General features: G+C 64.0%; 21 protein-coding genes and 1 pseudogene. 8 read left to right on the top strand and 14 right to left on the bottom strand.

All coding sequences use genetic code 11. The annotated features are described in order from the left end of the window. Nucleotides 1-17: 17 nt before the first annotated feature. The 4 genes from OKW37_RS11140 to OKW37_RS11125 form a co-directional block, all read right to left on the bottom strand. On the bottom strand, nucleotides 18-1,595 hold the full coding sequence (locus tag OKW37_RS11140) for an FAD-binding oxidoreductase (RefSeq protein WP_429406504.1): 1,578 nt from the start codon (nucleotides 1,593-1,595) through the stop codon (nucleotides 18-20). Between the two features lie 96 nt (nucleotides 1,596-1,691). Next, nucleotides 1,692-2,600, bottom strand: a complete 909-nt coding sequence (locus OKW37_RS11135; RefSeq protein ID WP_429406505.1) for an anti-sigma factor family protein — start codon at nucleotides 2,598-2,600, stop codon at nucleotides 1,692-1,694. After that, nucleotides 2,600-3,160: a sigma-70 family RNA polymerase sigma factor gene (locus tag OKW37_RS11130; protein WP_429357042.1), complete on the bottom strand. Its 561-nt coding sequence runs from the start codon at nucleotides 3,158-3,160 to the stop codon at nucleotides 2,600-2,602. Before OKW37_RS11130 ends, OKW37_RS11135 begins: the two co-directional genes overlap by 1 nt. A 26-nt stretch (nucleotides 3,161-3,186) precedes the next feature. After that, the gene (locus tag OKW37_RS11125) at nucleotides 3,187-3,324 is read right to left on the bottom strand and encodes a hypothetical protein (protein WP_167368637.1); all 138 of its coding nucleotides are present in this window, start codon (nucleotides 3,322-3,324) and stop codon (nucleotides 3,187-3,189) included. Nucleotides 3,325-3,761: 437 nt separating this feature from the next. Here OKW37_RS11125 and hfq point away from each other — a divergent pair, with 437 nt between their 5' ends. Continuing rightward, the gene (gene hfq / locus OKW37_RS11120; protein ID WP_184044097.1) at nucleotides 3,762-4,235 is read left to right on the top strand and encodes an RNA chaperone Hfq; all 474 of its coding nucleotides are present in this window, start codon (nucleotides 3,762-3,764) and stop codon (nucleotides 4,233-4,235) included. Nucleotides 4,236-4,265: 30 nt separating this feature from the next. On the opposite strand, the gene OKW37_RS11115 is transcribed toward hfq, so the two are convergent. Continuing rightward, entirely contained in the window at nucleotides 4,266-4,493 is a 228-nt protein-coding gene (locus tag OKW37_RS11115; RefSeq protein WP_184044099.1) for a hypothetical protein, read from the bottom strand. A 193-nt stretch (nucleotides 4,494-4,686) separates the two neighbouring features. Here OKW37_RS11115 and OKW37_RS11110 point away from each other — a divergent pair, with 193 nt between their 5' ends. Then, a complete protein-coding gene (locus OKW37_RS11110) occupies nucleotides 4,687-4,878 on the top strand; it encodes a hypothetical protein (RefSeq protein WP_090805694.1) in 192 nt (63 codons plus the stop codon). Between the two features lie 241 nt (nucleotides 4,879-5,119). Here OKW37_RS11110 and OKW37_RS11105 read toward each other — a convergent pair whose 3' ends face one another. After that, on the bottom strand, nucleotides 5,120-5,836 hold the full coding sequence (locus OKW37_RS11105) for a DUF2968 domain-containing protein (RefSeq protein WP_184066800.1): 717 nt from the start codon (nucleotides 5,834-5,836) through the stop codon (nucleotides 5,120-5,122). 205 nt (nucleotides 5,837-6,041) lie between these two features. Here OKW37_RS11105 and OKW37_RS11100 point away from each other — a divergent pair. Together OKW37_RS11100 and OKW37_RS11095 are read left to right on the top strand one after the other, a co-directional pair. Continuing rightward, nucleotides 6,042-6,239 (top strand): annotated as a pseudogene (locus OKW37_RS11100) (ShlB/FhaC/HecB family hemolysin secretion/activation protein); the annotation flags it as partial. Nucleotides 6,240-6,440: 201 nt separating this feature from the next. Next, nucleotides 6,441-6,926 (top strand): DUF2147 domain-containing protein, encoded by a 486-nt coding sequence (locus OKW37_RS11095; RefSeq protein WP_429406506.1) that lies wholly within the window; start codon nucleotides 6,441-6,443, stop codon nucleotides 6,924-6,926. 159 nt (nucleotides 6,927-7,085) lie between these two features. Here OKW37_RS11095 and OKW37_RS11090 read toward each other — a convergent pair whose 3' ends face one another. The 6 genes from OKW37_RS11090 to typA all read right to left on the bottom strand — a co-directional run bounded on the left by OKW37_RS11090 (nucleotide 7,086) and on the right by typA (nucleotide 16,923). Beyond that, nucleotides 7,086-7,544: a transposase gene (locus OKW37_RS11090; protein ID WP_429406508.1), complete on the bottom strand. Its 459-nt coding sequence runs from the start codon at nucleotides 7,542-7,544 to the stop codon at nucleotides 7,086-7,088. Nucleotides 7,545-7,643: 99 nt separating this feature from the next. After that, nucleotides 7,644-8,741 (bottom strand): cell division protein ZapE, encoded by a 1,098-nt coding sequence (gene zapE / locus OKW37_RS11085; protein WP_090804139.1) that lies wholly within the window; start codon nucleotides 8,739-8,741, stop codon nucleotides 7,644-7,646. Nucleotides 8,742-8,829: 88 nt separating this feature from the next. After that, a complete protein-coding gene (gene lpdA, locus OKW37_RS11080) occupies nucleotides 8,830-10,272 on the bottom strand; it encodes a dihydrolipoyl dehydrogenase (protein WP_429406511.1) in 1,443 nt (480 codons plus the stop codon). A 138-nt stretch (nucleotides 10,273-10,410) separates the two neighbouring features. Then, nucleotides 10,411-11,685 carry a 2-oxoglutarate dehydrogenase complex dihydrolipoyllysine-residue succinyltransferase gene (gene odhB, locus OKW37_RS11075; RefSeq protein WP_429406513.1) on the bottom strand — a complete coding sequence of 425 codons (1,275 nt, stop codon included), beginning with the start codon at nucleotides 11,683-11,685 and terminating at the stop codon, nucleotides 10,411-10,413. A gap of 141 nt (nucleotides 11,686-11,826) precedes the next feature. Then, nucleotides 11,827-14,688 carry a 2-oxoglutarate dehydrogenase E1 component gene (locus OKW37_RS11070; RefSeq protein ID WP_429406516.1) on the bottom strand — a complete coding sequence of 954 codons (2,862 nt, stop codon included), beginning with the start codon at nucleotides 14,686-14,688 and terminating at the stop codon, nucleotides 11,827-11,829. 405 nt (nucleotides 14,689-15,093) lie between these two features. After that, a complete protein-coding gene (gene typA / locus OKW37_RS11065) occupies nucleotides 15,094-16,923 on the bottom strand; it encodes a translational GTPase TypA (RefSeq protein ID WP_090804133.1) in 1,830 nt (609 codons plus the stop codon). 326 nt (nucleotides 16,924-17,249) lie between these two features. Between typA and OKW37_RS11060 the strand changes: the two genes are divergently transcribed. The 4 genes from OKW37_RS11060 to OKW37_RS11045 all read left to right on the top strand — a co-directional run bounded on the left by OKW37_RS11060 (nucleotide 17,250) and on the right by OKW37_RS11045 (nucleotide 22,251). Then, the gene (locus tag OKW37_RS11060) at nucleotides 17,250-17,765 is read left to right on the top strand and encodes a MarR family winged helix-turn-helix transcriptional regulator (RefSeq protein ID WP_429406518.1); all 516 of its coding nucleotides are present in this window, start codon (nucleotides 17,250-17,252) and stop codon (nucleotides 17,763-17,765) included. A 52-nt stretch (nucleotides 17,766-17,817) separates the two neighbouring features. Beyond that, nucleotides 17,818-19,338, top strand: a complete 1,521-nt coding sequence (locus tag OKW37_RS11055; RefSeq protein ID WP_429406520.1) for an efflux transporter outer membrane subunit — start codon at nucleotides 17,818-17,820, stop codon at nucleotides 19,336-19,338. An 83-nt stretch (nucleotides 19,339-19,421) separates the two neighbouring features. Then, nucleotides 19,422-20,654 (top strand): EmrA/EmrK family multidrug efflux transporter periplasmic adaptor subunit, encoded by a 1,233-nt coding sequence (locus OKW37_RS11050; RefSeq protein ID WP_429406522.1) that lies wholly within the window; start codon nucleotides 19,422-19,424, stop codon nucleotides 20,652-20,654. 34 nt (nucleotides 20,655-20,688) lie between these two features. Further along, nucleotides 20,689-22,251: a DHA2 family efflux MFS transporter permease subunit gene (locus OKW37_RS11045; protein ID WP_184066780.1), complete on the top strand. Its 1,563-nt coding sequence runs from the start codon at nucleotides 20,689-20,691 to the stop codon at nucleotides 22,249-22,251. A gap of 124 nt (nucleotides 22,252-22,375) precedes the next feature. On the opposite strand, the gene truB is transcribed toward OKW37_RS11045, so the two are convergent. Next, the gene (gene truB, locus OKW37_RS11040) at nucleotides 22,376-23,311 is read right to left on the bottom strand and encodes a tRNA pseudouridine(55) synthase TruB (protein ID WP_187610397.1); all 936 of its coding nucleotides are present in this window, start codon (nucleotides 23,309-23,311) and stop codon (nucleotides 22,376-22,378) included. A gap of 78 nt (nucleotides 23,312-23,389) precedes the next feature. Next, nucleotides 23,390-23,755: a 30S ribosome-binding factor RbfA gene (rbfA, locus tag OKW37_RS11035; protein ID WP_008922231.1), complete on the bottom strand. Its 366-nt coding sequence runs from the start codon at nucleotides 23,753-23,755 to the stop codon at nucleotides 23,390-23,392. Nucleotides 23,756-23,826: the final 71 nt, after the last annotated feature.

Below are 23,826 nucleotides of genomic sequence, written 5' to 3'. Positions count from 1 at the left end.
GTGTCCGTACGCGTCGTTCACGTGTACCCCCGCCGGTCGCGCCATGCCGCCGGCCAGATGCCCTGCTTGCCCGGCGCGAGAATGCCGTTCGGATCGAGCGCATCCTTCAGCGTTTCGGCGAAGCGCAGCGACGCACCGTCGTTGAAGCTGTATTGCGCGGCCGCGAAATCCATGTACGCGAGATGCGCGCGATATTCGCCGTAGCCGGCCGCGCGCGCGTCGCTCATCAGCGAGCGCAGCAGCGCGCCGGCCTGCTCCACCTGGTTCGCGTCGTCGCGATCGAAAATCGCCGCGAAAATATGATGCAGATGCCGCGCGCCCGCGGTGAAGCCACCGTAGTAGTCGAAGCCGTATTCGGCGGCGCGCGCTTTCACCATCGTGTACTGGCGCATCGCGTCGCGCCCGGTCGCCGGACAGATCGGCGCGAAGTCGACGTGCGCGCCCGCGCCGCCGCGCCAGTCGAGCATGCGAAACGCGGTCATCGCGGGAATGCCGGCCATGTTGCGATCGCCGCCGCCAGTCGGCTGAGCATCGCCCGCATAGCGCGCCGCCATGAGCCGCGCCTCCGGCACACGCGCGAACGCGCGCTCGATCAGCGCGTAGCGCGCATCGATCAATTCGGGCGTGCCGTACAGCGCGAAATGCAGGTTCCAGCGTCCGACGCCGAGTTTGTCGAGCATCGCCTGCACCGCGCTCCCGGGCATCGCGCCCGCGCCGTCGTACCACTGCCGGCGTGGCGACAGGCTCGCCGCGCGCCGCAATCCGCCCTCGATCACTGCGTGATTGCGGATCGTGGCGTCGAGCCGCAACGGCCGCAGAATCTCGACGATCTCCTCCAGATCGGCCTCGCGACGAAACTGGATTTCGCCGAGCAGATACGCGGGCGGCGCGGGCATCAGCCACACGCCGAGCTTCGTCACGATGCCGTAGTTCGACTGCATGAACATCGCATCGAACGACGGCCCGTAGCCCGGCTGATACAGCTGCCACGCAGTGCCGATCTCGACGCCGCCCATGCCGGTGCGCAGCACGTCGCCGTTGGCGAGCACGACCTCCATCCCGCATTGGGCCGCCGCGTGATCGCCGTAGTCGGTATAGCCGAAGCCGCGCTCCAGCGTGTTGCCGACCACGCTGCCCCAGCCGGCAGCCGGTGGATCGACCCACAGCTTGTAGCCCTTGTCGCGCAGATGCGCGTACAGATCGAAATAGCTGACGCCCGGTTCGACCAGCGCATAGGCGAGCGTTTCGTTGACTTCGAGGATGCGGTTCATGCGCTGCAAGTCGAGCACGACCGAGCCGCTGAGACGCGGCGCCGCGCCGCCGTACGCGAAGTTGCGCCCGGTCGACACGGTCCACAGCGGAATCCGGTACTGATTGGCGATGCGCAGCACCGCGCGGATTTCATCGACCGACGCGGGCAGCAGCGCGGCGCTCGCGACAAACGCCCCCGGCTCACCAGGAGCGAACGGATCGACATAGGCGGCGAGGCCGGCGTCGGAACGCAGCACGTGCGCTTCACCGACGATCGCTCGCCAGCTGGCGAGCGCCCGGTCGAACTGCGCGGCGGACAGGTTGGGCGGCAGCGTCTGGGGCAAGGCGTCTCCTTGTCGGTCGGGCAATCCGCGGGTGCAGTCGCGCGGGCAGCCATGCGTACGTCGCCGCTGACGGCCTTGACGACACGCTACCGCCCGCTACTGCTGCCACGTCTCGGGCTTACCACCGAGCTCGCTGCACACGTCGATCGCGATCTCGCGCAGCTTGCCTTCCGCGATCGCGCCAGACAGCGCGTAGCCCATGCCGTCGCTGATCCAGTAGAAGGTGCGGCGGTCGCCGTCGCGAAACAGGCGGAACGCGGTTTCGTCGCGGGTGACGCCGGTCACGTACAGCGTCAGGCGCGCGCCGGTCTGGTTCTCGTACATGAACTGCGCAGCCGGCCCGGCCTCGCCGGGCAACAGCCGGCCGCCCACCAGCGAATAACCATACTCCTGCAGCGACGGCACCGACAGCGGACGATTCAGCCGCTTCGACAGCCAGGTGATCAGATGCTCCTCTTCGCTCGCGGCGACTTCGACCGGATGACGCCGCTCCGGCGAGTACACCGCATACGCGACATCCGCGCGCTGCGCAAAACCGGCCGGCTGTCCGCCGAAGCCGCTCCACGCGCCGCCGGTTAGCCGCGGCGCGAGCGGACCGAGGGCCAGCGCGAGCCCGGCGCCAGCCGCGAGCCAGCAGGCGGCGAGACCCGCGCGCTGCCACCACGGCCGCGTCCGACGCACGACGATAAAAGCCGGCTCCTCCGCCTCCGTGGGCTGGCTGCCTGCATAGCTTCGCTCGCCGGCTTCAGCGGCTTGCTGCCGATCGTCGGCCCGCTGCCCTGCTTGCGCTTGCCGCGCATCGCTGTCCGGCGCGCTGCACAGCGCCCGCAGCGCCGCCTTCTGCGCGCGCCACGCGGCCACGCGCGCGGTGGCCTGCGGATGCTGGCGAAGCTGCGTTTCGATCGCGGCGCGCTGCTCTTCCGGCAATTCGCCATCGACATAGGCCGACAGCGCGCGCAGATCGAGCTCGTCATGCAAGCCGGAATCGGAGTCGTCGTTGTTCATTATCGGTTTCTCACCACTTTCAGCGGCGCGACTTTATGCGCCGCCCGCGGCGCACGGGGCTGCGGTCCGTGCATCGGTCCTGGCGGCTCCTCGCACAGCAACGCGCGCATATGCTCGCGCGCCCGCGACAGCCGCGACATCACCGTACCGATCGGCACCCCCAGCGCGCTCGATGCCTGCTGGTACGACAGCTCCTCGACGCACACCAGCAGCAGCACCTCACGCTGCTCGAGCGGCAGGCAGTACAGCGCGCGCTGCACGTCGCGCAGCACCAGACCGTCGACCTCACCTTGCGGCGCCTCGAGATTGCGCCACGGCGCGCTTTCGTCGTCGACGGCGATCTCGCGGCGCCCGCGCAGCTGGTCGATGTACAGATGCCGCAGGATCGTCAGCAGCCACGCGCGCAGGTTGCTGTTCGGCCGGAATGCCGACCAGCGCGCAAGCGCGCGCTCCGCCGTATCCTGCACGAGATCGTCGGCCCAGGCGCGGTCGCCCGTCAGCGCGCGCGCATAGCGGCGCAGCTGGGGCAGCCACGCGATCACTTCCGCTTCGAATGTCACCCGGCGTGCCAGGCCCGGTCGCGGCGTTAGTAGCCGCCGCCGCTGCTGTTGCTGTTGTTGCTCGAACCCGACGCGGCGTTGTCGGTATCGGCCGCGTGCGCGAGGGAGCCGCACGCGAGCGCGAGCAGGACGAAGAGCGCTGACAGAATACGGGATGCTTTCATGGTGAGCCTCCTGGCAGATGCCCGGCACGCGATCGACCGACCGGCGCGGCGGGCGGCAGGCCGCGGAATGCGGTACTGCCATACTGGACTCAACGCCGCGATCGCGTGGTTTATTCCATCGCCGTCGTGGCGCTGTTTCGCTGCGCTGTTTCTCCGGGCTTTTCGCGGCGCTTCGACGCCGCCGCCGTGGTCGCGCAACATGCCCCTATGTTCTTCCTTTTCCGCCAACCATGCCGGCAATGCCTGGAGAGACCGGAAGAAGACGACATTGACCAGCTGATTCGTAACTCAACGTTACAGTCCCGCGTTATCGGATGCTTATGTGCTCACAAGTCGTTATAGTGGACAAAGTTCGCCCCGTCGACGCGTTCTGCCCCCGCATAGGGTAGAAAGGGTAAAATCGCGGCGAACCACCGTCTATCTAACCTGAATTGTCCATGGCTTCCGCAGAATCGCATCCGCAAAACGACTTCATGAACGCTGCGCGCAAGGAACGAAAGCGCGTCGAAATCTATCTGGTCAACGGCATCCGCCTGACCGGATGCATCGAGTCGTTCGATCAGTACCTGGTGATGCTGCGCACGCCGGTTGGCCTGCAAGGCATCTACAAGCGCGCGATCTCCACGATCCAGCTCGACACCGGCACGCGGCCGGCGCCGCGCACGGGCCGAACGTCGCATGGCGAACATGGCGCGCGCGGTCCCCATGGTTCGCGCGAACATCGCGAGCCGCGCGAAGGGCGTGAATCGTACGGCACGCCGTCGGCGGAACGCGCGCCGAGCGAGCGCAGCGGCAACTCCGAAGGTCCGGTGGTCGTCACGCGGCGGCGGCGTCTGTTCGGCACCGGCGGCGAAAGCGGCAATCATGGCGGCAACCACGGCGGCGGCAGCTCCGGCGGCAATCAGGAATAAATACGAAGAAGCTGTAGCGGCCGCGCCTCGCTACTCCGCGGACGAACCGAGGCGCCGCAGAATTTTCTCCAGTTGGGTCAGCTGACGCTCGGTCAGCTCGAATCTCCCCTTGACCGCCAGCACGCGGCGGCGCCAGTAGCCGGCGTCGAACAGGTGCAGCGCCGGTTGCCGCGTCGCCCAATCCAGGTGTTCCAGTTCGGCTTCCACGACGTGGGCTGCGAGCACTCGTCGCGAGCCCGCCGGCTTTTTCCCGTTCATCTGGTTCGCTGTGTGATGGATCGATGGAGGTGTCGTTCGCGGCTCGAGCGCGGCTCGAGCGCGGCCGGGACACTCGGAGAACGAATCGATGCCGGCCGGCTTTAAACGACGCGCCTGCGCCATCTGGCGGTCGTTCGCCGATAGCCGCGATGCGCTATGCTGAATAATCGACCCTCTACCGATGGAGCGCGCCATGACCAGCAAAAACCAGCATGCCTCCCGACCGGCGCGCACGCGCCGGACGCCCCCGACGTCCGCCGATACGCGGCTCGACGAAGCGCTGATGGAAAGCTTTCCCGCCAGCGATCCGATCGCCGTCGACGTGACGCAGCCACCTCGCGAACGGATGCGCAAAACGCAAGCGGATACGCGCAAGCGGCATTGAAGTCGCGCCGTCTTGCGTCGTACGACGGCGGCGCACAACGACGCGGCAACGAGCCGTCAGGGCTCGCGAAAAATACCGAGTGCAAATGCCGAAAAGCCCGGCGGTAAAAGTGCGATGCGCGGGCTGGCGGGGTGTGGAAAGCACCGATCAAACACAACAACGGTAACGCCCGCGGACGAGCCGGACGGCGCACCGATTTCCGCGCCGTCCCGCCACTCCACCCAGGCTCACACCGTCGTGCTCAATGCACCGGCAAGCCGCTATTGAGCTGACGCTGCAGGTCGCGCACCTGGCGCTGCGCGACGCGCAACTGATCCTGCGCGGCGGCCTTCTGCTGCGCCAGTTCGGTCGCCTCGGCGCGCTTCTGCTCCTGCTGGCTCGCGACGATGCTTTGCTGCTGACGCGCGACGTCGAGGTCGGCCTGCAGCCGGCTTGCGCGTTCCTGCGACAGCGCGACCATGCGCTGCGTGAACGCCTTCTGCGCTTCGAGTTGCGTACGGCGGATCTCGATGTCCGACAGTTGCATCGTCTGCCGCGCGAAATCCTTGTAGATCAGCTCGGCGCGCGCGGCGTCCTGCGACTTGATCACGCGCCAGAAGTTTTTCTGCTGGAACAGCGCGACGTAGTAGGTCATCTCCTTGCCGTAGAACAGCAGGCTCGCGCCATAGCTGCCGTTATACGTGGTGCGCAATTCGCTCAGATCCGGGCCGTGGATCATCTGCTGCAATTCAGCCACGTTCCCGGTGGCGGATTGCCGGTTTTCATCCGGCGTCAGTGCAGTGGTTTCCGCCTGGCCGGCCTGCGAGGTGTCGGGCAACGCACTCGTCGTACCCGGCTGGGACACGACCGTACCGCTCGCACCACTGTTCTGCAGAGCCTGTGCATTCGCGCCCTGAAGGGCCCCCAATACGATGCATGCGGCCAGAGCAATCTCTCGTAGCTTCGACTTTCGGTCCATGTGATACCTGTTGAACAGATTTTGTTTTAGTAGAAAACGGGGAATTATTACTCACTTTGGCGGCTTTCGGGATCTTCGTCGAAAATATGGTACTTGCGCGTTTGCTTCTATAACAGGCACAAACGTAGTCCCACCTCACCGGCGCGGCGGTAGACGACGATCCGTTCGATTCCCTGCCGCTGATCGCTCGTCGGCAAGGACATGCCATGAGCCGGGCGATGCGTCGGGCGATTCCGGCTGGGGCGCGACGGTCGAGGCCAACCGGCCGGTCACGCTCGGCTTCACATATGCGCACTGCTACAGCCTCGATGTGTCCGTCGGAAAAGCGGTCGGTGATGCGCCGGTGGAGAGCGCATCGCACAGTCCGCGCATCAACGCGAGGTACTGCTACCAGCTGAATTGACACGCTTCAGAAGTGCCGCGAGCGGATTAGAAGCTCCACTATCAAACGACACATGCACTTTCGCGTATTCTGCGCTGACGCTGCAAACGGCACACCGCTGGCATCGTTCCGCATCGCGAGGGCCGGTACCGCACATCCGACCACGACGCCCATAACGCCGCGCGACCATGATCGCGCTGTCTCATATCAAGGAGGAAGGCAATGACGCAATTCACTCGACGTGCCAGCGCGCTTGCGCTGCGCACCGCCCGTCACGCCGCGCTCGCCGGCGCCCTGCTCGCCAGCGCCGTGACCGCGATGGCGCAGACCGATACACCGATCGGCACGTGGCAAACCATCGACGATCACACGGGCCAGCCGAAGGCGCTCGTGCAGATCACACAAGACGGCAATGGCGAACTGAACGGCAAGGTTATCAAGGGTCTCGGCGCGAACGACCAGCCGGATCGCCGTTGCACCGAATGCACCGACGCGCGCAAGGATCAACCGGTCCTCGGCATGACCATCATCAACAGCATGAAGAAGGATGGCGACGCATGGGATCACGGCCAGATTCTCGATCCTGAAAACGGCAAGGTCTACAAATGCAAGATGCATCTCGAGGACGACGGCAACAAGCTCGTGGTGCGTGGCTACATTGGGGTCGCGCTGCTTGGCCGCTCGCAAACGTGGATACGGCAGCAATGAGGGTCGACGTGCGGCGCATGCGTGGCGCCTGGCACGTCGCCTGAATGTGCGCATGATGCTGCAACGATGCGCGCTCTGCGTCAGGAGGTGCAACATAAAAAACGGCCGGCGATCAAGAATCGCGCGGCCGTTTTCATTGGGGCAAGCTGTTTGCGATGCTCATGCTGCCTGCTTGAGCGGTGCAGCGTAAGCGATCGGCGACGCCGGCACCGACGTGGCCGGTACCGGATCGTATGTGGCGGCCGGAATACGAAACGCCGCGGGCACGCGCTTGGACGCGGCGCGCTTGTGCCGCACGCTCGCGTGCATGCGCATACGCGCTTCCATCAATCTGCAGAAATCTTCGCTCGCGGTGCCGAGCAGTTGCTCCGTGACGTGCTTGAGCACGCCCAATTCGTACCACGACTTGAAGCGGCGATGACAGGTCTGATATGACGGGTAGCGGCGCGGCATTTTGGACCAGGTGGCGCCGTTATACATGACCCAAAGCACGCCGTTGAGCACCGAGCGGGTATCGGCAAGTGGACGGCCACGCATTTCGGTACGCGGCCGGAGTTCGGGCAGCAGTGGCGCAACGCGCTGCCATTCTTCATCGGTGATTTCGCGATACGGGTTCATGCTTCCTCCTTTGTCAGAACAACGACAAAAGATAGCCAGTCATCCGTGCGCGGAATATCAGACCACTCCGAATCCTGAAAATATGTCGTGCGCGGTAGCTCAGGTTAGGGACGTGTCGACGATCCGGCGCGGCGTGTCGAGATACTCCTTCGACTGCATCTCGACGATGCGCGACACCGTACGCGTGAATTCATTAGCCATCGGACCGTCGACGTACAACTGCTCCGGCGGCACCGCAGCCGACATCAACAGCTTGACCTTGTGGTCGTAGAACACGTCGATGAGCCACGTGAAGCGGCGCGCTTCCGACGCCATGCGCACCGACATCTGCGGCACGTCCGACAGGATCACCGCGTGAAAGCGGGTCGCGAGTTCGAGGTAGTCGTTCTGCGAGCGCGGGCCCCCGCACAGCGTCGCGAAGTCGAACCAGACCACGCCGTCCGCGCGGCGCAGCGCCTTCAGCTCGCGCTTCTCGATATGCAGCAGCGGGCTTTCGTCGGGCACCGCGGCGAGGCGCGCGAAGGCGTCGCGCAGCGCCTTGCCGGCGGCGGCGTCCAGTGGCGTGTGATAGACCTCCACCTGCGCGAGCGTGCGCTGGCGATAATCGATCCCCGCGTCGACGTTGATCACGTCGAGCTTCTGCTTGATCAGTTCGATCGCGGGCAGCATGCGGTCGCGATGCAGGCCGTCCGGGTACAGCGTGTCGGGCGCGTAGTTTGACGTCATCACGAACTGCACGCCGTTCTCGAACAGCTTGTCGAGCAGGCGATACAGGATCATCGCGTCGGCGATATCCGAGACGTGGAATTCGTCGAAACAGATCAGCCGATAGCGCTTCGCAATGCGGCGCGCGAGTTCGTCGAGCGGATCGGCCCGGCCTTTGAGTTCTTCGAGCTCGCGATGCACTTCGCGCATGAACTCGTGGAAGTGCAGACGGGTTTTGCGATGCAACGGCACGATCATGTAGAAGCTGTCCATCAGGAAGCTCTTGCCGCGGCCCACGCCGCCCCACATGTACACGCCGCGCGGCAGATCAGGGTGAATGATCAGCTTTCTGAACGCGTTCGAGCGGCGCGACTTGTATGCGACCCACTCTTCATAGCACCGCTGCAGGCGGTCGACCGCCGCGCGCTGCGCCGGATCGGATTGATAACCGCGCGTCTGCAGTTCTTTTTCGTAGTATTCGGTGACGTTCATCGTGTTGCTGCAAAAAGAAAGGCGGGAGGGATTGAACCCCGCCCGCCTTTGGTGATGCCAAGGTTGCGTTTCGCTCAGGCGTGCGTGCTTACATGTTCAGCGCGCGCTTGTCGACGGCGAGTGCCGCTTCGCGCATGACTTCCGACAGCGACGGGTGCGGATGGCAAATACGGCCGATGTCTTCCGACGCCGCCTTGAACTCCATCGCCACCACGGCTTCCGCGATCAGGTCCGATGCGTTCGCCGAGATGATGTGCACGCCGAGCAGTTCGTCGGTCTTCGCGTCGGCGATCATCTTGACGAAACCGTCCGCCTTGTTGATGCCGAGCGCGCGGCCGTTCGCCATGAACGGGAACTGGCCGGTCTTGATCTCGCGGCCTTCCGCCTTCAGTTGCTGCTCCGTCTTGCCGACCCATGCGATTTCCGGTTCGGTGTAGATCACCCACGGAATGCAGTTGTAGTCGATGTGCGGCTTCTGACCGTCGATCACTTCGGCAACCAGCACGCCCTCGTCCTCAGCCTTGTGCGCGAGCATCGGGCCACGCACCACGTCACCGATCGCGTACACGTTCGGCACGGCCGTCGCGCAGTGGTCGTCCACGTCGATGAAGCCGCGCTCGTTGGCCTTCAGGCCGATCGCTTCGAGGCCGAGGTTGTCGGTGTTCGGCACGCGGCCGACCGACACGACCAGGCGGTCGGCTTCGAGCGTCTGCGCGTTGCCGTCCTTGTCCGTGTAGGCGATCGTCACGCCGTTTTCGCTCGTCTTCACTTCGCCGACCTTCACGCCGACTTGGATGTCGAGACCTTGCTTCTTGAACTGCTTGGCCGCTTCCTTCGACAGCGCCTGGTCAGCCACGCCGAGGAATTCCGGCAGCGCTTCGAGCACGGTCACGTCCGCGCCGAGGCGGCGCCACACCGAGCCGAGTTCCAGACCGATCACGCCTGCGCCGATCACGGCGAGCTTCTTCGGTGCCGTGTCGAACGACAGTGCGCCTTCGTTGTCGGCGATCAGCTTGTTGTCGACCGGAATGCCCGGCAGATGACGCGCCTTCGAACCCGTTGCGATGATCACGTTCTTCGCCGTGACGACTTCGCTGCTTGCACCATCTTCGCCTTCGCCGCTCACTTCGATCTGCACGCCGGCGTCCGTCTTGCCGGTGAACTTGCCATGGCCCTTGAGCCACGTGATCTTGTTCTTGCGGAACAGGAATTCGATGCCCTTGGTCATCTTCTCGACGATGCCGTCCTTGCGGCCCATCATCTTCGAGATATCGACCGAGACGTTTTCCACCGAGATGCCGTGGTCGGCAAGGTGATGCGACGCGTTCTCGAACTCTTCCGACGAAGCGAGCAGCGCCTTCGACGGAATGCAGCCGACGTTCAGGCAGGTGCCGCCGAGCTTCAGCGTGCCGGCCGGGTTCTTCCACTTTTCGATACATGCGACGGTCTTGCCGAGCTGCGCTGCGCGGATGGCGGCGATATAACCGCCAGGGCCTGCGCCGATCACGACGACGTCAAATTCTTTGGACATGACAATCCCTTTGATGGCGGAACGGCGCCGGGCCACTCGAGGTGGCGCGCGCCGTTCCTGTACTGCCGAATGCTAAAGACGTGCTACGGATGACGCCGGCCCGCGCAAACCACGGGCCGGCGTCGGTGGAACGTGCGCTTACAGGTCGAGCAGCAGGCGAGCCGGATCTTCCAGCGCATCCTTCATCGCGACCAGCGACAGCACTGCTTCGCGGCCGTCGATGATACGGTGGTCGTACGACAGCGCGAGGTAGTTCATCGGGCGGATCACGATCTGGCCGTTTTCGACCACTGCGCGTTCCTTGGTGGCGTGCACGCCGAGAATCGCGGACTGCGGCGGGTTGATGATCGGGGTGGACAGCATCGAGCCGAACACGCCGCCGTTCGAGATCGAGAACGTACCGCCGGTCATTTCTTCGATGGACAGCTTGCCGTCCTTCGCCTTCTGGCCAAATTCGGCGATCTTCTTCTCGATGTCGGCGAGGCTCAGCTGATCTGCATTGCGCAGGATCGGCACCACCAGACCGCGCGGCGAACCGACAGCGATACCGATGTCGAAGTAGCCGTGGTAGACGATGTCGTTACCGTCGATCGACGCGTTCACGAGCGGGAACTTCTTCAGCGCGTGAACAGCCGCCTTCACGAAGAACGACATGAAGCCGAGCTTCGCGCCGTGTTCCTTCTCGAACTTGTCCTTGTACTTGTTGCGCAGCTCCATGACCGGCGCCATGTTCACTTCGTTGAACGTCGTGAGGATGGCGTTGGTTTGCTGCGACTCGAGCAGACGCTCGGCGATACGAGCACGCAGACGCGACATCGGCACGCGCTGTTCCGGACGGTCCTTCAGCCATTGATCGGCCGATGCCGGGGCCTTGACGTCCGGCAGCGACGGCTTCGCAGCCTTCGGTGCGGCAGCCGGGGCCGGTGCAGCCTTGGCAGCCGGAGCAGCCTGGCCGGCGACGAGCACGTCGCCCTTCGTGATACGGCCATCGCGGCCGGTGCCGGCGACGTCGCCCGCAGCCAGACCCTTCTCTGCCATCAGCTTGCCGGCAGCCGGCGAAGCAGCGGTGTTCGACCCCGTTGCGACAGCGGCCTGAGCCGCCGGTGCGGGAGCCGCGGCAGCGACCGGAGCCGGCTTCACTTCGGCTTCGACAGCGGCGGCGCCTGCGGTGCCTTCCGTGTCGATCTTCGCGATCACCTGCTCAGCCGTGACCGTGTCGCCGTCGTTCGAAATGACTTGCGCGAGCACGCCTGCTGCCGGTGCCGGCACTTCGAGCACGACCTTGTCGGTCTCGATTTCGATGAGGATTTCGTCCTGAGCGACAGCCTCGCCGGGCTTCTTCTTCCACTGCAGCATGGTTGCCTCCGAGACCGACTCGGAGAGCTGGGGAACCTTGACTTCAACAATAGCCATTATGAGTATCCTGAATACGTATCGGGTGACGGCGCTTCTTCACGACCGCCTGCGAACCGTGAACGCCGCGCCTGAACCTCATGGGAAACGTTCGGCGCGGCGCGGGAAAGCGCACTGCGCTTTCCCGGCTCGTCTGTTTCTTTATTTAGCGATCGACGCGCTCTTGAGACGGCCGAAAGCGCCTTCGATCAGCGCCTTCTGCTGCTCGTAGTGCTTCGCGTAGTAGCCGACTGCAGGCGAAGCCGAAGCCGGACGGCCGCTGTACGCCAGCTTCTGCCCTTCCTTCATGCCTTCCTTCAGATGGTGCTCGATGTAGAACCATGGGCCCTGATTCTGCGGCTCGTCCTGCACCCACACCACTTCGGTTGCGTTGTCGTACTTCTTCATTTCCGCTTCGAACTGCTTGTGCGCGAACGGATAGAGCTGTTCGATACGGATGATCGCGACGTCGTTCACCTTCGCTTCGCGGCGATGCGCGACTAGGTCGTAGTACACGCGGCCCGAGCAGGCCAGCACGCGCTTGACCTTCTTCGCGTCGATGGTTTCGTCCACTTCGCCGATGACCGGCTGGAACGAACCCTTCGCGAGTTCCGACAGATCCGACACGGCTTCCTTGTGACGCAGCAACGACTTCGGCGTCGCGACGATCAGCGGCTTGCGGAACAGGCGGATCATCTGGCGACGCAGCAGGTGGAAGACCTGCGCCGGCGTGGTCGGCTGAACGACCTGCATGTTGTGGTCTGCGCACAGTTGCAGGAAACGCTCGATACGCGCCGACGAGTGCTCCGGACCCTGGCCTTCGTAGCCGTGCGGCAGCAGCATGGTCAGGCCCGACACGCGGCCCCACTTCACTTCGCCCGACGAGATGAACTGGTCGATCACGACTTGCGCGCCATTCACGAAGTCGCCGAACTGCGCTTCCCACGCGACGAACGTGTTCGGTTCAGCGGTCGAGTAACCGTATTCGAAGCCGAGCACCGCTTCTTCCGACAGCACCGAGTCGATCACCGTGAACTTCGCCTGACCTTCGGCGATGTTCTGCAGCGGCACGTAGGTGCCGTCGTTCCAGCGCTCGCGGTTCTGGTCGTGCAGCACTGCGTGACGGTGCGTGAACGTGCCGCGGCCCGAATCCTGACCGGTCAGACGAACTGCGTAGCCCGAAGCGACCAGCGATGCGAACGCGAGGTGCTCGCCCATGCCCCAGTCGAGCTTCGCTTCGCCGCGGCCCATGGCGCGACGGTCGTTGATCACGCGCTCGACGAGCGGGTGAACCTTGAAGTTTTCCGGAATCGTGGTGATGCGTTCGGCGAGGCGCTTCAGTTCCGCGAGCGGCACGGCCGTGTCGGCCGCGTCGGTCCACTTGCGGTTCAGGAACGGCACCCAGTCCACCGCGTACTTGCTCTTGTAGTTCGAGAGCACCGGGTCGACCGTGTGGTGGCCCTCGTCCATCGCCCTGCGATAAGCCTTGACGAATTCCTCGCCATCCTCGGCCTTGATGATGCCCTGCTGAACGAGCTTTTCAGCGTACAGCGCGCGCGTGCCGGGGTGCTTCGAAATCGTCTTGTACATCAGCGGCTGCGTGACCGCCGGGGTGTCCTGCTCGTTGTGGCCCAGCTTGCGGAAGCAGACGATGTCGACGACGACGTCCTTGTGGAACTGCATGCGGAAGTCGATCGCCATCTGGGTGGCCAGCACGACCGCTTCGGGATCGTCACCGTTCACGTGCAGCACCGGCGCTTCGATCATCTTGACGACGTCCGAGCAGTACAACGTGGAGCGCGAGTCGCGCGGGTCCGACGTCGTGAAGCCGATCTGGTTGTTGATGACGATGTGCAGCGTGCCGTGCGTGCCATAACCGCGCGTTTGCGCGAGGTTCAGCGTTTCCATCACGACGCCCTGGCCGGCGAAAGCCGCGTCGCCGTGGATCTGCACCGGCAGCACCTGAACGCCGTTTTCGTCGCCGCGACGGTCCATACGCGCCTTCGCCGAGCCCTCGACCACCGGGTTGACGATTTCGAGGTGCGACGGGTTGAACGCGAGCGACAGGTGAACCGGGCCGCCTTCCGTCGCGACGTCCGACGAGAAGCCCTTGTGGTACTTCACGTCGCCAGCCGGCAGATCATCGACGTGCTTGCCTTCGAATTCGGCGAACAGGTCTGCCGGCATCTTGCCGAGCGTATTGACCAGCACGTTCAAACGGCCACGGTGAGCCATCGCGATGACGATTTCCTGAACGCCGCGCAGACCGCCGTGACGCACGACTTCGTCCATCGCCGCGATGAAGCTCTCGCCGCCTTCGAGCGAGAAGCGTTTCTGGCCGACGTACTTGGTGTGCAGGAAACGCTCGAGGCCTTCGGCGGCCGTCAGGCGATTCAGGATGTGCTTCTTCTTGTCGTTGTTGAAGCTCGGCGTCGAACGGATCGATTCGAGGCGTTCCTTCCACCAGCGCTTCTGCTCCGGATCGCTGATGTACATGTACTCGGCGCCGATCGTGCCACAGTACGTGTCGCGCAGGGCTTTGACGATCTCGCGCAGCGTCGCGCGCTCGAACCCGAAGTACAGATTCGTTGCGCTGAACTCCTGGTCCATGTCGGCTTCGGTGAAGTCGTAGAACGCGGGTTCAAGTTCGGGGATCGCGGGACGCTCGCGGCGCTTCAGAGGATCGAGATTGGCCCATTGCGAGCCGAGGAAGCGATATGCGCCGATGAGGGACTGGACGTAAACCTGTTTGCGGGCGGTTGCGAGATCTTCGCCGCCGACCGTTGCGCGCGGCAGGAAGGCATTGGCCTTGGCGCGCTGGGCAAACGATTCGATGATCGGGCCATGGGCCACGTCGTTGGCGTTGCTGCCGTCCGATGCGGGCACGTTCTGCAACGCATCGAAATAGCTGCGCCAGGTCTCGGGCACTGACGCCGGATTATCGAGATACGCTTCGTACATTTCTTCAACGTACGGAGCATTGCCGCCGAACAGATAAGAGTTCGACTGGAATTGCTTCATCATTTTTACGCTCACCTTTCTTCGAGTTTCTCGAGAAATAGCGGGTTACCGAACCTTCCGCGACACGGCCTGACCGTTTAGCGGATTGCGCGAATCAAGTCTTGCTTGGAAGGACCTAAAACTTTGCACCCGGGAGCATAGCACAGAACGAATAGCCCAGATAGCGAACGGCACAGGCGCAAAGCCTGTGATGGCGGACGTTTCGCGGGCGACGGGGTGCCTTTTCACAGCGCGCAAAAGTGTTCTGTGAGAAATGAAGGCGAACGGCGCAATGGGTGTCTACATGTGTGCCGCCCCGGAAAGTGGCAGGCATGATGCAGCGCCAAACGTTTTGATGCGCCGAAAACAAGGAAGCCACCCGAAGGTGGCTTCCGCTTCCTGCTATCCAGACGGATATTCGAGTCCGGCTTATTCGCCGGCAACCTTGTTGCGGCTCGCGCTGCGGCGTTCGTGTTCCTTCAGGTAGCGCTTGCGCAGACGGATCGACTTTGGCGTGACTTCGACCAGCTCGTCGTCGTCGATGAACTCGACCGCGTACTCGAGCGACAGCTGAACCGGCGGCACGAGACGCACGGCTTCGTCGGTGCCAGACGCGCGCACGTTGGTAAGCTGCTTGCCCTTGATCGGGTTCACGACGAGATCGTTGTCGCGGCTGTGGATGCCGATGATCATGCCTTCATACAGCGCTTCTCCCGGCGCCACGAACATGCGGCCGCGGTCCTGCAGCTTCCACAGTGCGTATGCGACTGCCGCGCCGTCGTCCTGCGAGATCAGCACGCCGTTGCGACGTTCGCCGACCGCGCCTTCCTTGACCGGCTGGTAAGAATCGAACGTGTGGCTCATCAGACCCGTACCGCGCGTGAGTGTGAGGAATTCCGACTGGAAGCCGATCAGACCACGCGCCGAAATACGGTACTCGAGACGCGTGCGGCCACGGCCGTCCGATGCCATGTCGAGCATTTCGCCCTTGCGGCGGCCAAGTTCTTCCATCACGCCGCCCTGGTGGGGGTCTTCCATGTCGACGGTCAGATTTTCGTACGGCTCGTGCTTCTCGCCGTCGATTTCCTGCATCACGACGCGCGGACGCGACACGGCCAGCTCGTAGCCTTCGCGGCGCATGTTTTCGACCAGAATGGTCAGGTGCAGCTCACCGCGGCCGGCCACTTCGAACGTCGTTTCGTCGCCGGTATCGCGCACGCGCAGCGCGACGTTGTGATTCAGTTCCTTCATCAGGCGGTCGCGAATCTGGCGGCTCGTGACGAACTTGCCTTCACGGCCCGCGAGCGGCGACGAGTTGACGAGGAAGTTCATCGTCAGCGTGGGTTCGTCGACGGTGATCATCGGCAGCGCTTCCGGCTGTTCCGGCGAGCAGATCGTCACGCCGATGCCCACTTCCTCGATACCGTTGATCAGCACGATGTCGCCCGCCTCGGCCGAGTCGACCTGCACGCGATCGAGACCCTTGAACGACAGCACCTGGTTGATCTTGCGATTGAGGATTTCGCCTTCCGGGCCCGATCGCACCGCGACGGCCATGCCCGGCTTGATGCGGCCGCGCGTGATACGGCCAATGCCGATACGACCAACGTACGACGAGTAGTCGAGCGACGTGATTTGCAGTTGCAGCGGACCTTCCGGGTCGGCCGGGCGCACCGGCACGTGCTGCAGGATTGCCTCGAACAAAGGACGCATGTCGCCGTCGCGTACATCAGGCGTGAGACCCGCGTAGCCGTTCAGGCCCGATGCGTAGACGATCGGAAAGTCGAGCTGCTCTTCGCTGGCGCCGAGCTTGTCGAACAGGTCGAAGGTCTGGTTGATCACCCAGTCGATCCGCGCGCCCGGACGGTCGACCTTGTTGACCACGACGATCGGCTTCAAACCCAGTGCGAGCGCCTTCTTCGTGACGAAGCGGGTTTGCGGCATCGGGCCTTCCACCGCGTCAACGAGCAGCAGCACCGAGTCGACCATCGACAGCACGCGCTCCACTTCGCCGCCGAAGTCGGCGTGCCCCGGCGTGTCGACGATATTGATGTGCGTGCCCTCGTACTCCACCGCGCAGTTCTTCGACAGGATCGTGATGCCGCGCTCTTTTTCGATGTCGTTCGAGTCCATCACGCGCTCGGCGATCTGCTGGTTCTCGCGGAACGTGGCGGTCTGACGGAGGAGCTGGTCGACGAGCGTGGTCTTGCCGTGGTCGACGTGAGCAATGATGGCGATGTTGCGTAGGGCGCGGGTCATAGGAAACCTGAAGACGGTTGAGTGCGCCGCTTGCTTATGCTGCTGGTTGAGGAGCCAAACCACGACAACAAGCCCAAAGCGCACTTTTGGGAACCCAAAATTATAGCACGCACGGATGATCCTTTTCTGGTATTCCCCGATAGACCGTCCGCTCTCCGCGCCTGCGCGAGTTGCGCGAATCGCGCCTTGCCCCGCCCTGCGTCATTCCGTACGGTTTGTTGCTTGAGCGCGAAATAATCCTTGCCTAAGCTGTATTAACGCTTGTCGCGTCAATCAACAGCCAGCTATACTAATGCCTAGTCAACCATTGCATTCGCACGAGAATCATGACGGAGCCGTCCAACGAATCCACGCCGGATCTCAGCGAGTACCAGCTCGGCGAAAGCGTCGGCTATCTCATCTCACGGGTGAAATCGACGCTATCAAACCTGATCACACAGCGCAGCATGGCCGAACTCGGCATCACCAGCCAGCAAGGCAGCATCCTGTTCATGGTGGCGAGCGGCAAATGCCTGCTCGCGGCTGAGTTGGCGCGTGAATACGGTATCGACGCAAGCGCCGTCACGCGCCTGATCGATCGGCTCGAAAAGCGCGGCCTGCTCACGCGGGTGCGCAGTAACGAAGACCGGCGCGTCGTGCGCCTCGCGTTGACGCCGGAAGGCCATGCGATCGCGGCTCGCATGCCGGCCATTTTCAATGGCGTGCTCGATAACCTGCTGAACGGGTTCACCCCGGAAGAAGTGGGCTTCCTGAAGAGCATGCTGCGTCGCGTGCTCGTCAATTCCGGCGAACACTCGGGACTTTCCCGCGACGCCGCAAGCCATCCCAATAGCAAATCGTAATAGCTTGCTTGCTGCGTCCATCAATACATTCCACTCAAAGAAGAGTCGAGCGATGAAATCCCTTTCCCTGTCCGCGCCCGCGCTGTCGAGCCGGGCCGCTGTCGCCGCCGCGGTGACGGCGCTCGCCCTCACGGGGTGCGCGAACTACTTCGGCGTCAAAAGCGACAAGCAGATCGCGTCGCCGACGCAGTACGAGTCGACGCAGAGTCTGCCCAACGAGGGCGGCCAGTGGCCATCGCTCGACTGGGCCAACCAGTTCGGCGACCCGCAACTGCCGAAGCTGATCGCGGAAGCGCTCGAGGGCAGCCCGTCGATCGCCCAGGCGCAAGCGCGGCTCGCAAAGGCTTCGTCGTATATTGAAAGCTCGCGCGCAGCGCTGTTCCCGAAGGTCAGCGCGAGCTATTCGTGGACCCGCGAGCTGTACTCGGCAAACTCCCTTTACCCGCCTCCGTTCGGCGGCACCTGGTATAGCGAGAACAACGTGCTCGCGAGCGCGTCGTGGGATCTCGACCTGTGGGGCAAGAACCGTCAGCGGCTCGGCCAGGCCGTGTCGCAGCAGAAAGCCGCCGAGGCCGATATGCAGCAGGCGCGCGTGACGCTCGCCGCGTCGGTCGCGAGCACCTACAACCAGCTCTCGCAGCTGTATGCGTTTCGCGACATCGCCGCGCGTGAAATCGCGAACCGCCAGGACGTCGGCCGTATCACGAATGACCGCGTGACGGCCGGCCTCGACACCAACGTCGAGAAGCAGACCGCCGCCGGCAACGTCGCGACGAGCCAGTCGAACCTGACCGACCTCGACGGCCAGATCACCGTCGTGCGCTACCAGTTGGGCGCGCTGCTCGGCAAAGGCCCGGACCGTGGCCTGCAGATCGACAAGCCGGTGCTCACCGGCGGCGACGTGGTCGCTCTGCCGGACAACATCCCGGCCGACCTCGTGGCGCGTCGCGCGGACATCGTCGCCGCGCGCTGGCAGGTCGAAGCCGCGATGCATGACGTGAAGGAAGCGAAAGCCGAGTTCTACCCGGACGTGAATCTCGCGGCCGGCTTCGGCTTCGACGCGTTCGGCTGGGGCCGTTTCCTGACCGCGTCGAGCCGTCAGATCCAGTTCGGCCCGGCGATCCATCTGCCGATCTTCGACGCCGGCGCGTTGCGCGCGCAGTTGAAGGGCCGCTACGCCGACTTCGAGGGCGACGTCGCGAACTACAACCAGACGCTGATCAACGCGCTGCAGGACGTCTCGACGCAGGTGTCGTCGATCCGCTCGATCGACCGCCAGGAGGGTGACGCCCAGCGCGCGCTCGACGCGTCGAGCAAGGCGTACCAGCTCGCCGTAATTCGCTACAAGGCCGGCCTGTCGCCGCAGCTGCAGGTGCTCACCGCCGACGAAAACCGCCTTGCCGCCGAGCAGACGGTCACGGGTCTGCAGATGCGCCGCCGTAGTCTGCAGATCGGTCTGATCAAGGCACTGGGCGGCGGCTTCGACGCAACCCAGACCGGTCTCGTCGTGCCGACCGATGCTCCCGCATCGGCCAACGCCGCGAACCACGCCACGAGCACCGCCGCGAACTGAGCGAGCCCGCCCGCGCCGACGCACACGCATACATACGAACACCCGAATAAACGACGACGTTCAAAAGAACCCGGAGCACATCAATGAGCACCCCCCAGCAGCCCGCCACTCCACCGCAAGCGGCGAACAACGGCAAACGCAAGCGCATGATGACGCTGCTCGTCATCGTGATCCTGATTGCCGCGGTCGCGTACGGCCTGTACTACTTCCTCGTCGCGCGCTTCCATGAAGACACCGACGATGCCTACGTGAGCGGCAACGTCGTGCAGATCACCCCGCAGGTCACGGGCACCGTGATCGCGGTCAACGCGGACGACACCCAGGTCGTCAAGGCCGGCGACCCGCTCGTCGTGCTCGACCCGGCCGACGCGCGCGTCGCACTCGAACAGGCCGAGGCCAACCTTGCGCAGGTGGTGCGCCAGGTGCGCGGTCTGTTCGCCGACGACAGCCAGTACGAAGCGCGGGTCGCGGCGAGCCAGGCCGATCTGTCGCGCGCCCAGGACGACCTGAAGCGCCGTATGACGGTCGCGCAGACCGGCGCGGTATCGCAGGAAGAGATTTCGCACGCACGCGACTCCGTGAAGAGCGCGCAGGCCGCGCTCGACGCCGCCAAACAGCAACTCGCGGCAAACCGCGCGCTGACCGCGAACACCACGATCGCCGATCACCCGAACGTGCAGGCCGCCGCCGCGAAGCTGCGCGACGCATACCTGAACCACGCTCGCAATACTCTGCCGGCGCCGGTCACAGGCTATGTCGCAAAACGCTCGGTGCAGGTCGGCCAGCGCGTATCGCCCGGCTCGCCGCTGATGGCGATCGTGCCGCTGCATGACGTGTGGGTCGAGGCGAACTTCAAGGAAGTGCAACTGAAGCACATGCGCATCGGCCAGCCGGTCGAACTGACGGCCGACGTCTACGGCTCGTCGGTGCCGTATCACGGCAAGGTGGTCGGCTTCTCGGCCGGCACGGGTTCGGCGTTCTCGCTGCTGCCCGCGCAGAACGCGACCGGCAACTGGATCAAGGTCGTGCAGCGTCTGCCGGTGCGTATCTCGCTCGATCCGCAGGAGCTGGAGAAGCATCCGCTGCGTATCGGTCTGTCGATGCAAGCTGACGTGAACATCAAGGACGACACCGGCGGCCAGCTCGGTCAGGCGCCGTCCACGGTTTACCAGACCAACGTCTTCGACAAGTACGGCGCGGAAGCCGATGCGGAAATCGCACGCATCATCTCGGAAAACGCCGGCACGAACGCGAACGGCGGCGCGCAGAAGTCGACCGCGGCGAGCGCCGCGAAACCGGCGGCCCATAAGAGCTGAGGCTCCGTCCGACGATTCAAAGAAGGCTCTTTTAATGGCTCAGGCTCAGGCGCAAGTCCCTCACCCGCCGCTCGAGGGCGCGCAACTGGTGATCGGCACCATCGCGGTGTCGCTCGCCGTGTTCATGAACGTGCTCGACACGTCGATCGCGAACGTGTCGATCCCGTCGATTTCCGGCGACCTCGGCGTATCGTCCGACCAGGGCACGTGGGTGATTACGTCGTTCGCGGTGGCCAACGCGATCTCGGTGCCGCTGACCGGCTGGCTCACCGACCGCATCGGCCAGGTGCGGCTGTTCATGGCGTCGATCGTGCTGTTCGTGCTGTCGTCATGGATGTGCGGGCTGTCGCCGAACCTGCCGTTCCTGCTTGCGTCGCGCGTGCTGCAAGGCGCGGTGGCCGGCCCGATGATCCCGCTGTCGCAGACGCTGCTGCTCGCGAGCTATCCGCGCGCGAAAGCGCCGATGGCGCTATCGATGTGGGCGATGACCACGCTGATCGCACCGGTTGCCGGTCCGATCCTCGGCGGCTGGATTTCCGACAACATCTCGTGGCCGTGGATCTTCTACGTCAACATTCCCGTCGGCGCGGTCGCGGCCGCCGCGACGTGGATGATCTTCCGTAACCGCGATTCGGTCATCAGGAAGGCGCCAATCGACGGCGTCGGCCTCGGTCTTCTGATCGTCTGGGTCGGCTCGCTTCAGGTGATGCTCGACAAGGGCAAGGACCTCGACTGGTTCTCGTCGACGACGGTCGTCGTGCTCGCGCTCCTCGCGGTGATCGCGCTCGCGTTTTTTATCGTGTGGGAGTTGACGGCCGAGCATCCGGTGGTTGATCTGTCGCTGTTCAGCCGGCGCAATTTCACCGGCGGCACGATCGCGCTGTCGATCGGCTATGGGCTTTACTTCGGCAATCTCGTGCTGTTGCCGCTGTGGCTGCAGACCGATATCGGCTACACGGCGACCGAAGCTGGACTCGTGATGGCACCCGTCGGTGTGTTCGCGATCCTGTTGTCGCCGCTGACCGGCAAGGTGCTGCCGCGTACCGATCCGCGCTATATCGCGACGCTGTCGTTCCTGATTTTCGCGCTGTGTTTCTGGATGCGCTCGCGTTATACGACGGGCGTCGATACGTACTCGCTGATGCTGCCCACGCTGATTCAAGGTATCGGTATGGCCGGCTTCTTTATTCCGCTCGTGTCGATCACGCTGTCGGGCTTGCCGGGCCATCGGATTCCGGCGGCCTCGGGGCTGTCGAACTTCGTGCGGATCATGTGCGGCGGTATCGGCACGTCGATCTTCCAGACCGCCTGGGATCACCGCACGATCATGCACCACGCGCAACTGACCGAACAGGCGAATGCTTACAACCCAGCGTTCGGTCAATCGATTCATCAGATGGGCGCGGTGGGTCTGGATCAGCAGCAGACCTATGGTCTCTTCAACACCATGGTCACGCAGCAGGCCGCGCAGCTCGGCGTAAACGATCTGTTCTTCATTTCGGCCGGTATTTTTGTCGCGCTGATCGCGCTGATCTGGATCACGCGGCCGGAACGGGCAGGCGGCGATGCGGGAGCGGCGGCGGCCGCGGCGCATTGAGGGGGGTGTTTGTGATGTTGCTTTAGTTCGACACCGCTCCACCGGAGGGCATGATCAAAACGGGATCGCTCGATGGCGATCCCGTTTTTTTATTGTCCGCGCCGGGCTGGCAAAACGGCGACCTCTAGCTCTCCGTCGTCACGATCAGACGGTCGGGTGCGAGCACGCCTTCGCCCGGCTTCGCGACCCCCAGAAGCCGCCCCTGCGCCGAGTACACCCTCACGCGCGGGGCATTCACCGCGTCGGCGGCGATCGTCAGCGACGACAGCTTCAGGCGCTGGCCGTGAAGGAAGCGGCGCGTGTCATCGTCGTTCAGACAGACCTGCGGGAACGTGGACAGCAGCGCGTCGACCGGTTGCAGCCATGCGTCGCGTTCGAGTTCGGTCGCGTAGGACAACGCGTCGAGCGTGACCGAATGCTCGAGCGTCAGCGCGCCGACGCCCGTGCGCCGCAGCGCGACCAGATGCGCGCCGCAGCCGAGCGCTTCGCCGATATCCTCGGCAAGCGTGCGCACATAGGTGCCCTTGCTGCACGTCACGCGAAACGTCACATCCGGCAACGCGCACGCAATCAGCTCGAGCGCGCGAATCGTCACCTGCCGCCCTTCCCGTTCGACCGTCTGGCCGGCGCGCGCGTACTCGTACAGCGGCTTGCCATCGCGCTTGAGCGCCGAGTACATCGGCGGAATCTGAACGATCTCGCCGATGAATTTCGGCAAAGCTGCCCGCACCGCCGCTTCGTCGCAGTCGACGGCACGGATGTCGAACGCCTCGCCTTCGGCGTCGCCGGTGGTCGTGCGAATACCGAGGCGCATCGTCGCCTCGTAGGTCTTGTCGGCTTCGAGCAAGTCTTGCGAAAACTTGGTGGCCTCGCCGAAACACAGCGGCAGCAGGCCAGTTGCCAGCGGATCGAGCGTGCCGGTGTGGCCCGCCTTTTTCGCCAGATAAAGACGTTTCGCGCGAACCAGCGCGTCGTTGCTCGACAGGCCGAGCGGCTTGTCGAGCAGCAGCACGCCATCGAGCGCGCGACGCGGCACGCGGGGGCGTTGAGGTGCGGTCATGTCGAGGGAGGCAGAACGTTCGGGAAATGCGAAAAACGGCGCCGCGCGCTACATGGAACGCCACGGCATGGCAGACGCTCAGTCGTCTTTCGCGCGCGTGGAATTTGCCTCGTCGATCAGACGCGACATCTCCACGGCGCGCTCGATCGTCTTGTCGTAGTGGAAATGCAGCGTCGGCACCGTGTGGATATGCAGGCGCTTGAACAGCAGATTGCGCAGATGGCCGGCAGCGTGCGTCAGCGCTTCGAGCGTTTGCTGCGGGTCGCCCGTCAGCGTCGTGAAGTAGACCTTTGCGTGCGCGTAGTCGGGCGTCAGCTCGACGCTCTGAAATGTGACGATGCCGATGCGCGGATCCTTGACCTCGCGCAACAGCTCAGCCAGGTCGCGCTGGATCTGATCGGCGATCTGCACGTTGCGATTGGGAGTAGTACGTTTCTTAGGCATGGTGTTGTGTGCTCCGCTAAGACGGATGCAAAAAATTGGTTCGCGCGAGCCGTGTTCGATATTCGTTCGAT

This window comes from Paraburkholderia sp. MM5482-R2, from assembly GCF_050436125.1.
GTDB lineage: Bacteria > Pseudomonadota > Gammaproteobacteria > Burkholderiales > Burkholderiaceae > Paraburkholderia > Paraburkholderia tuberum.
Note: the sequence above shows the minus strand (reverse complement) of the source record. Positions and strands in the feature narration are given on the sequence as shown.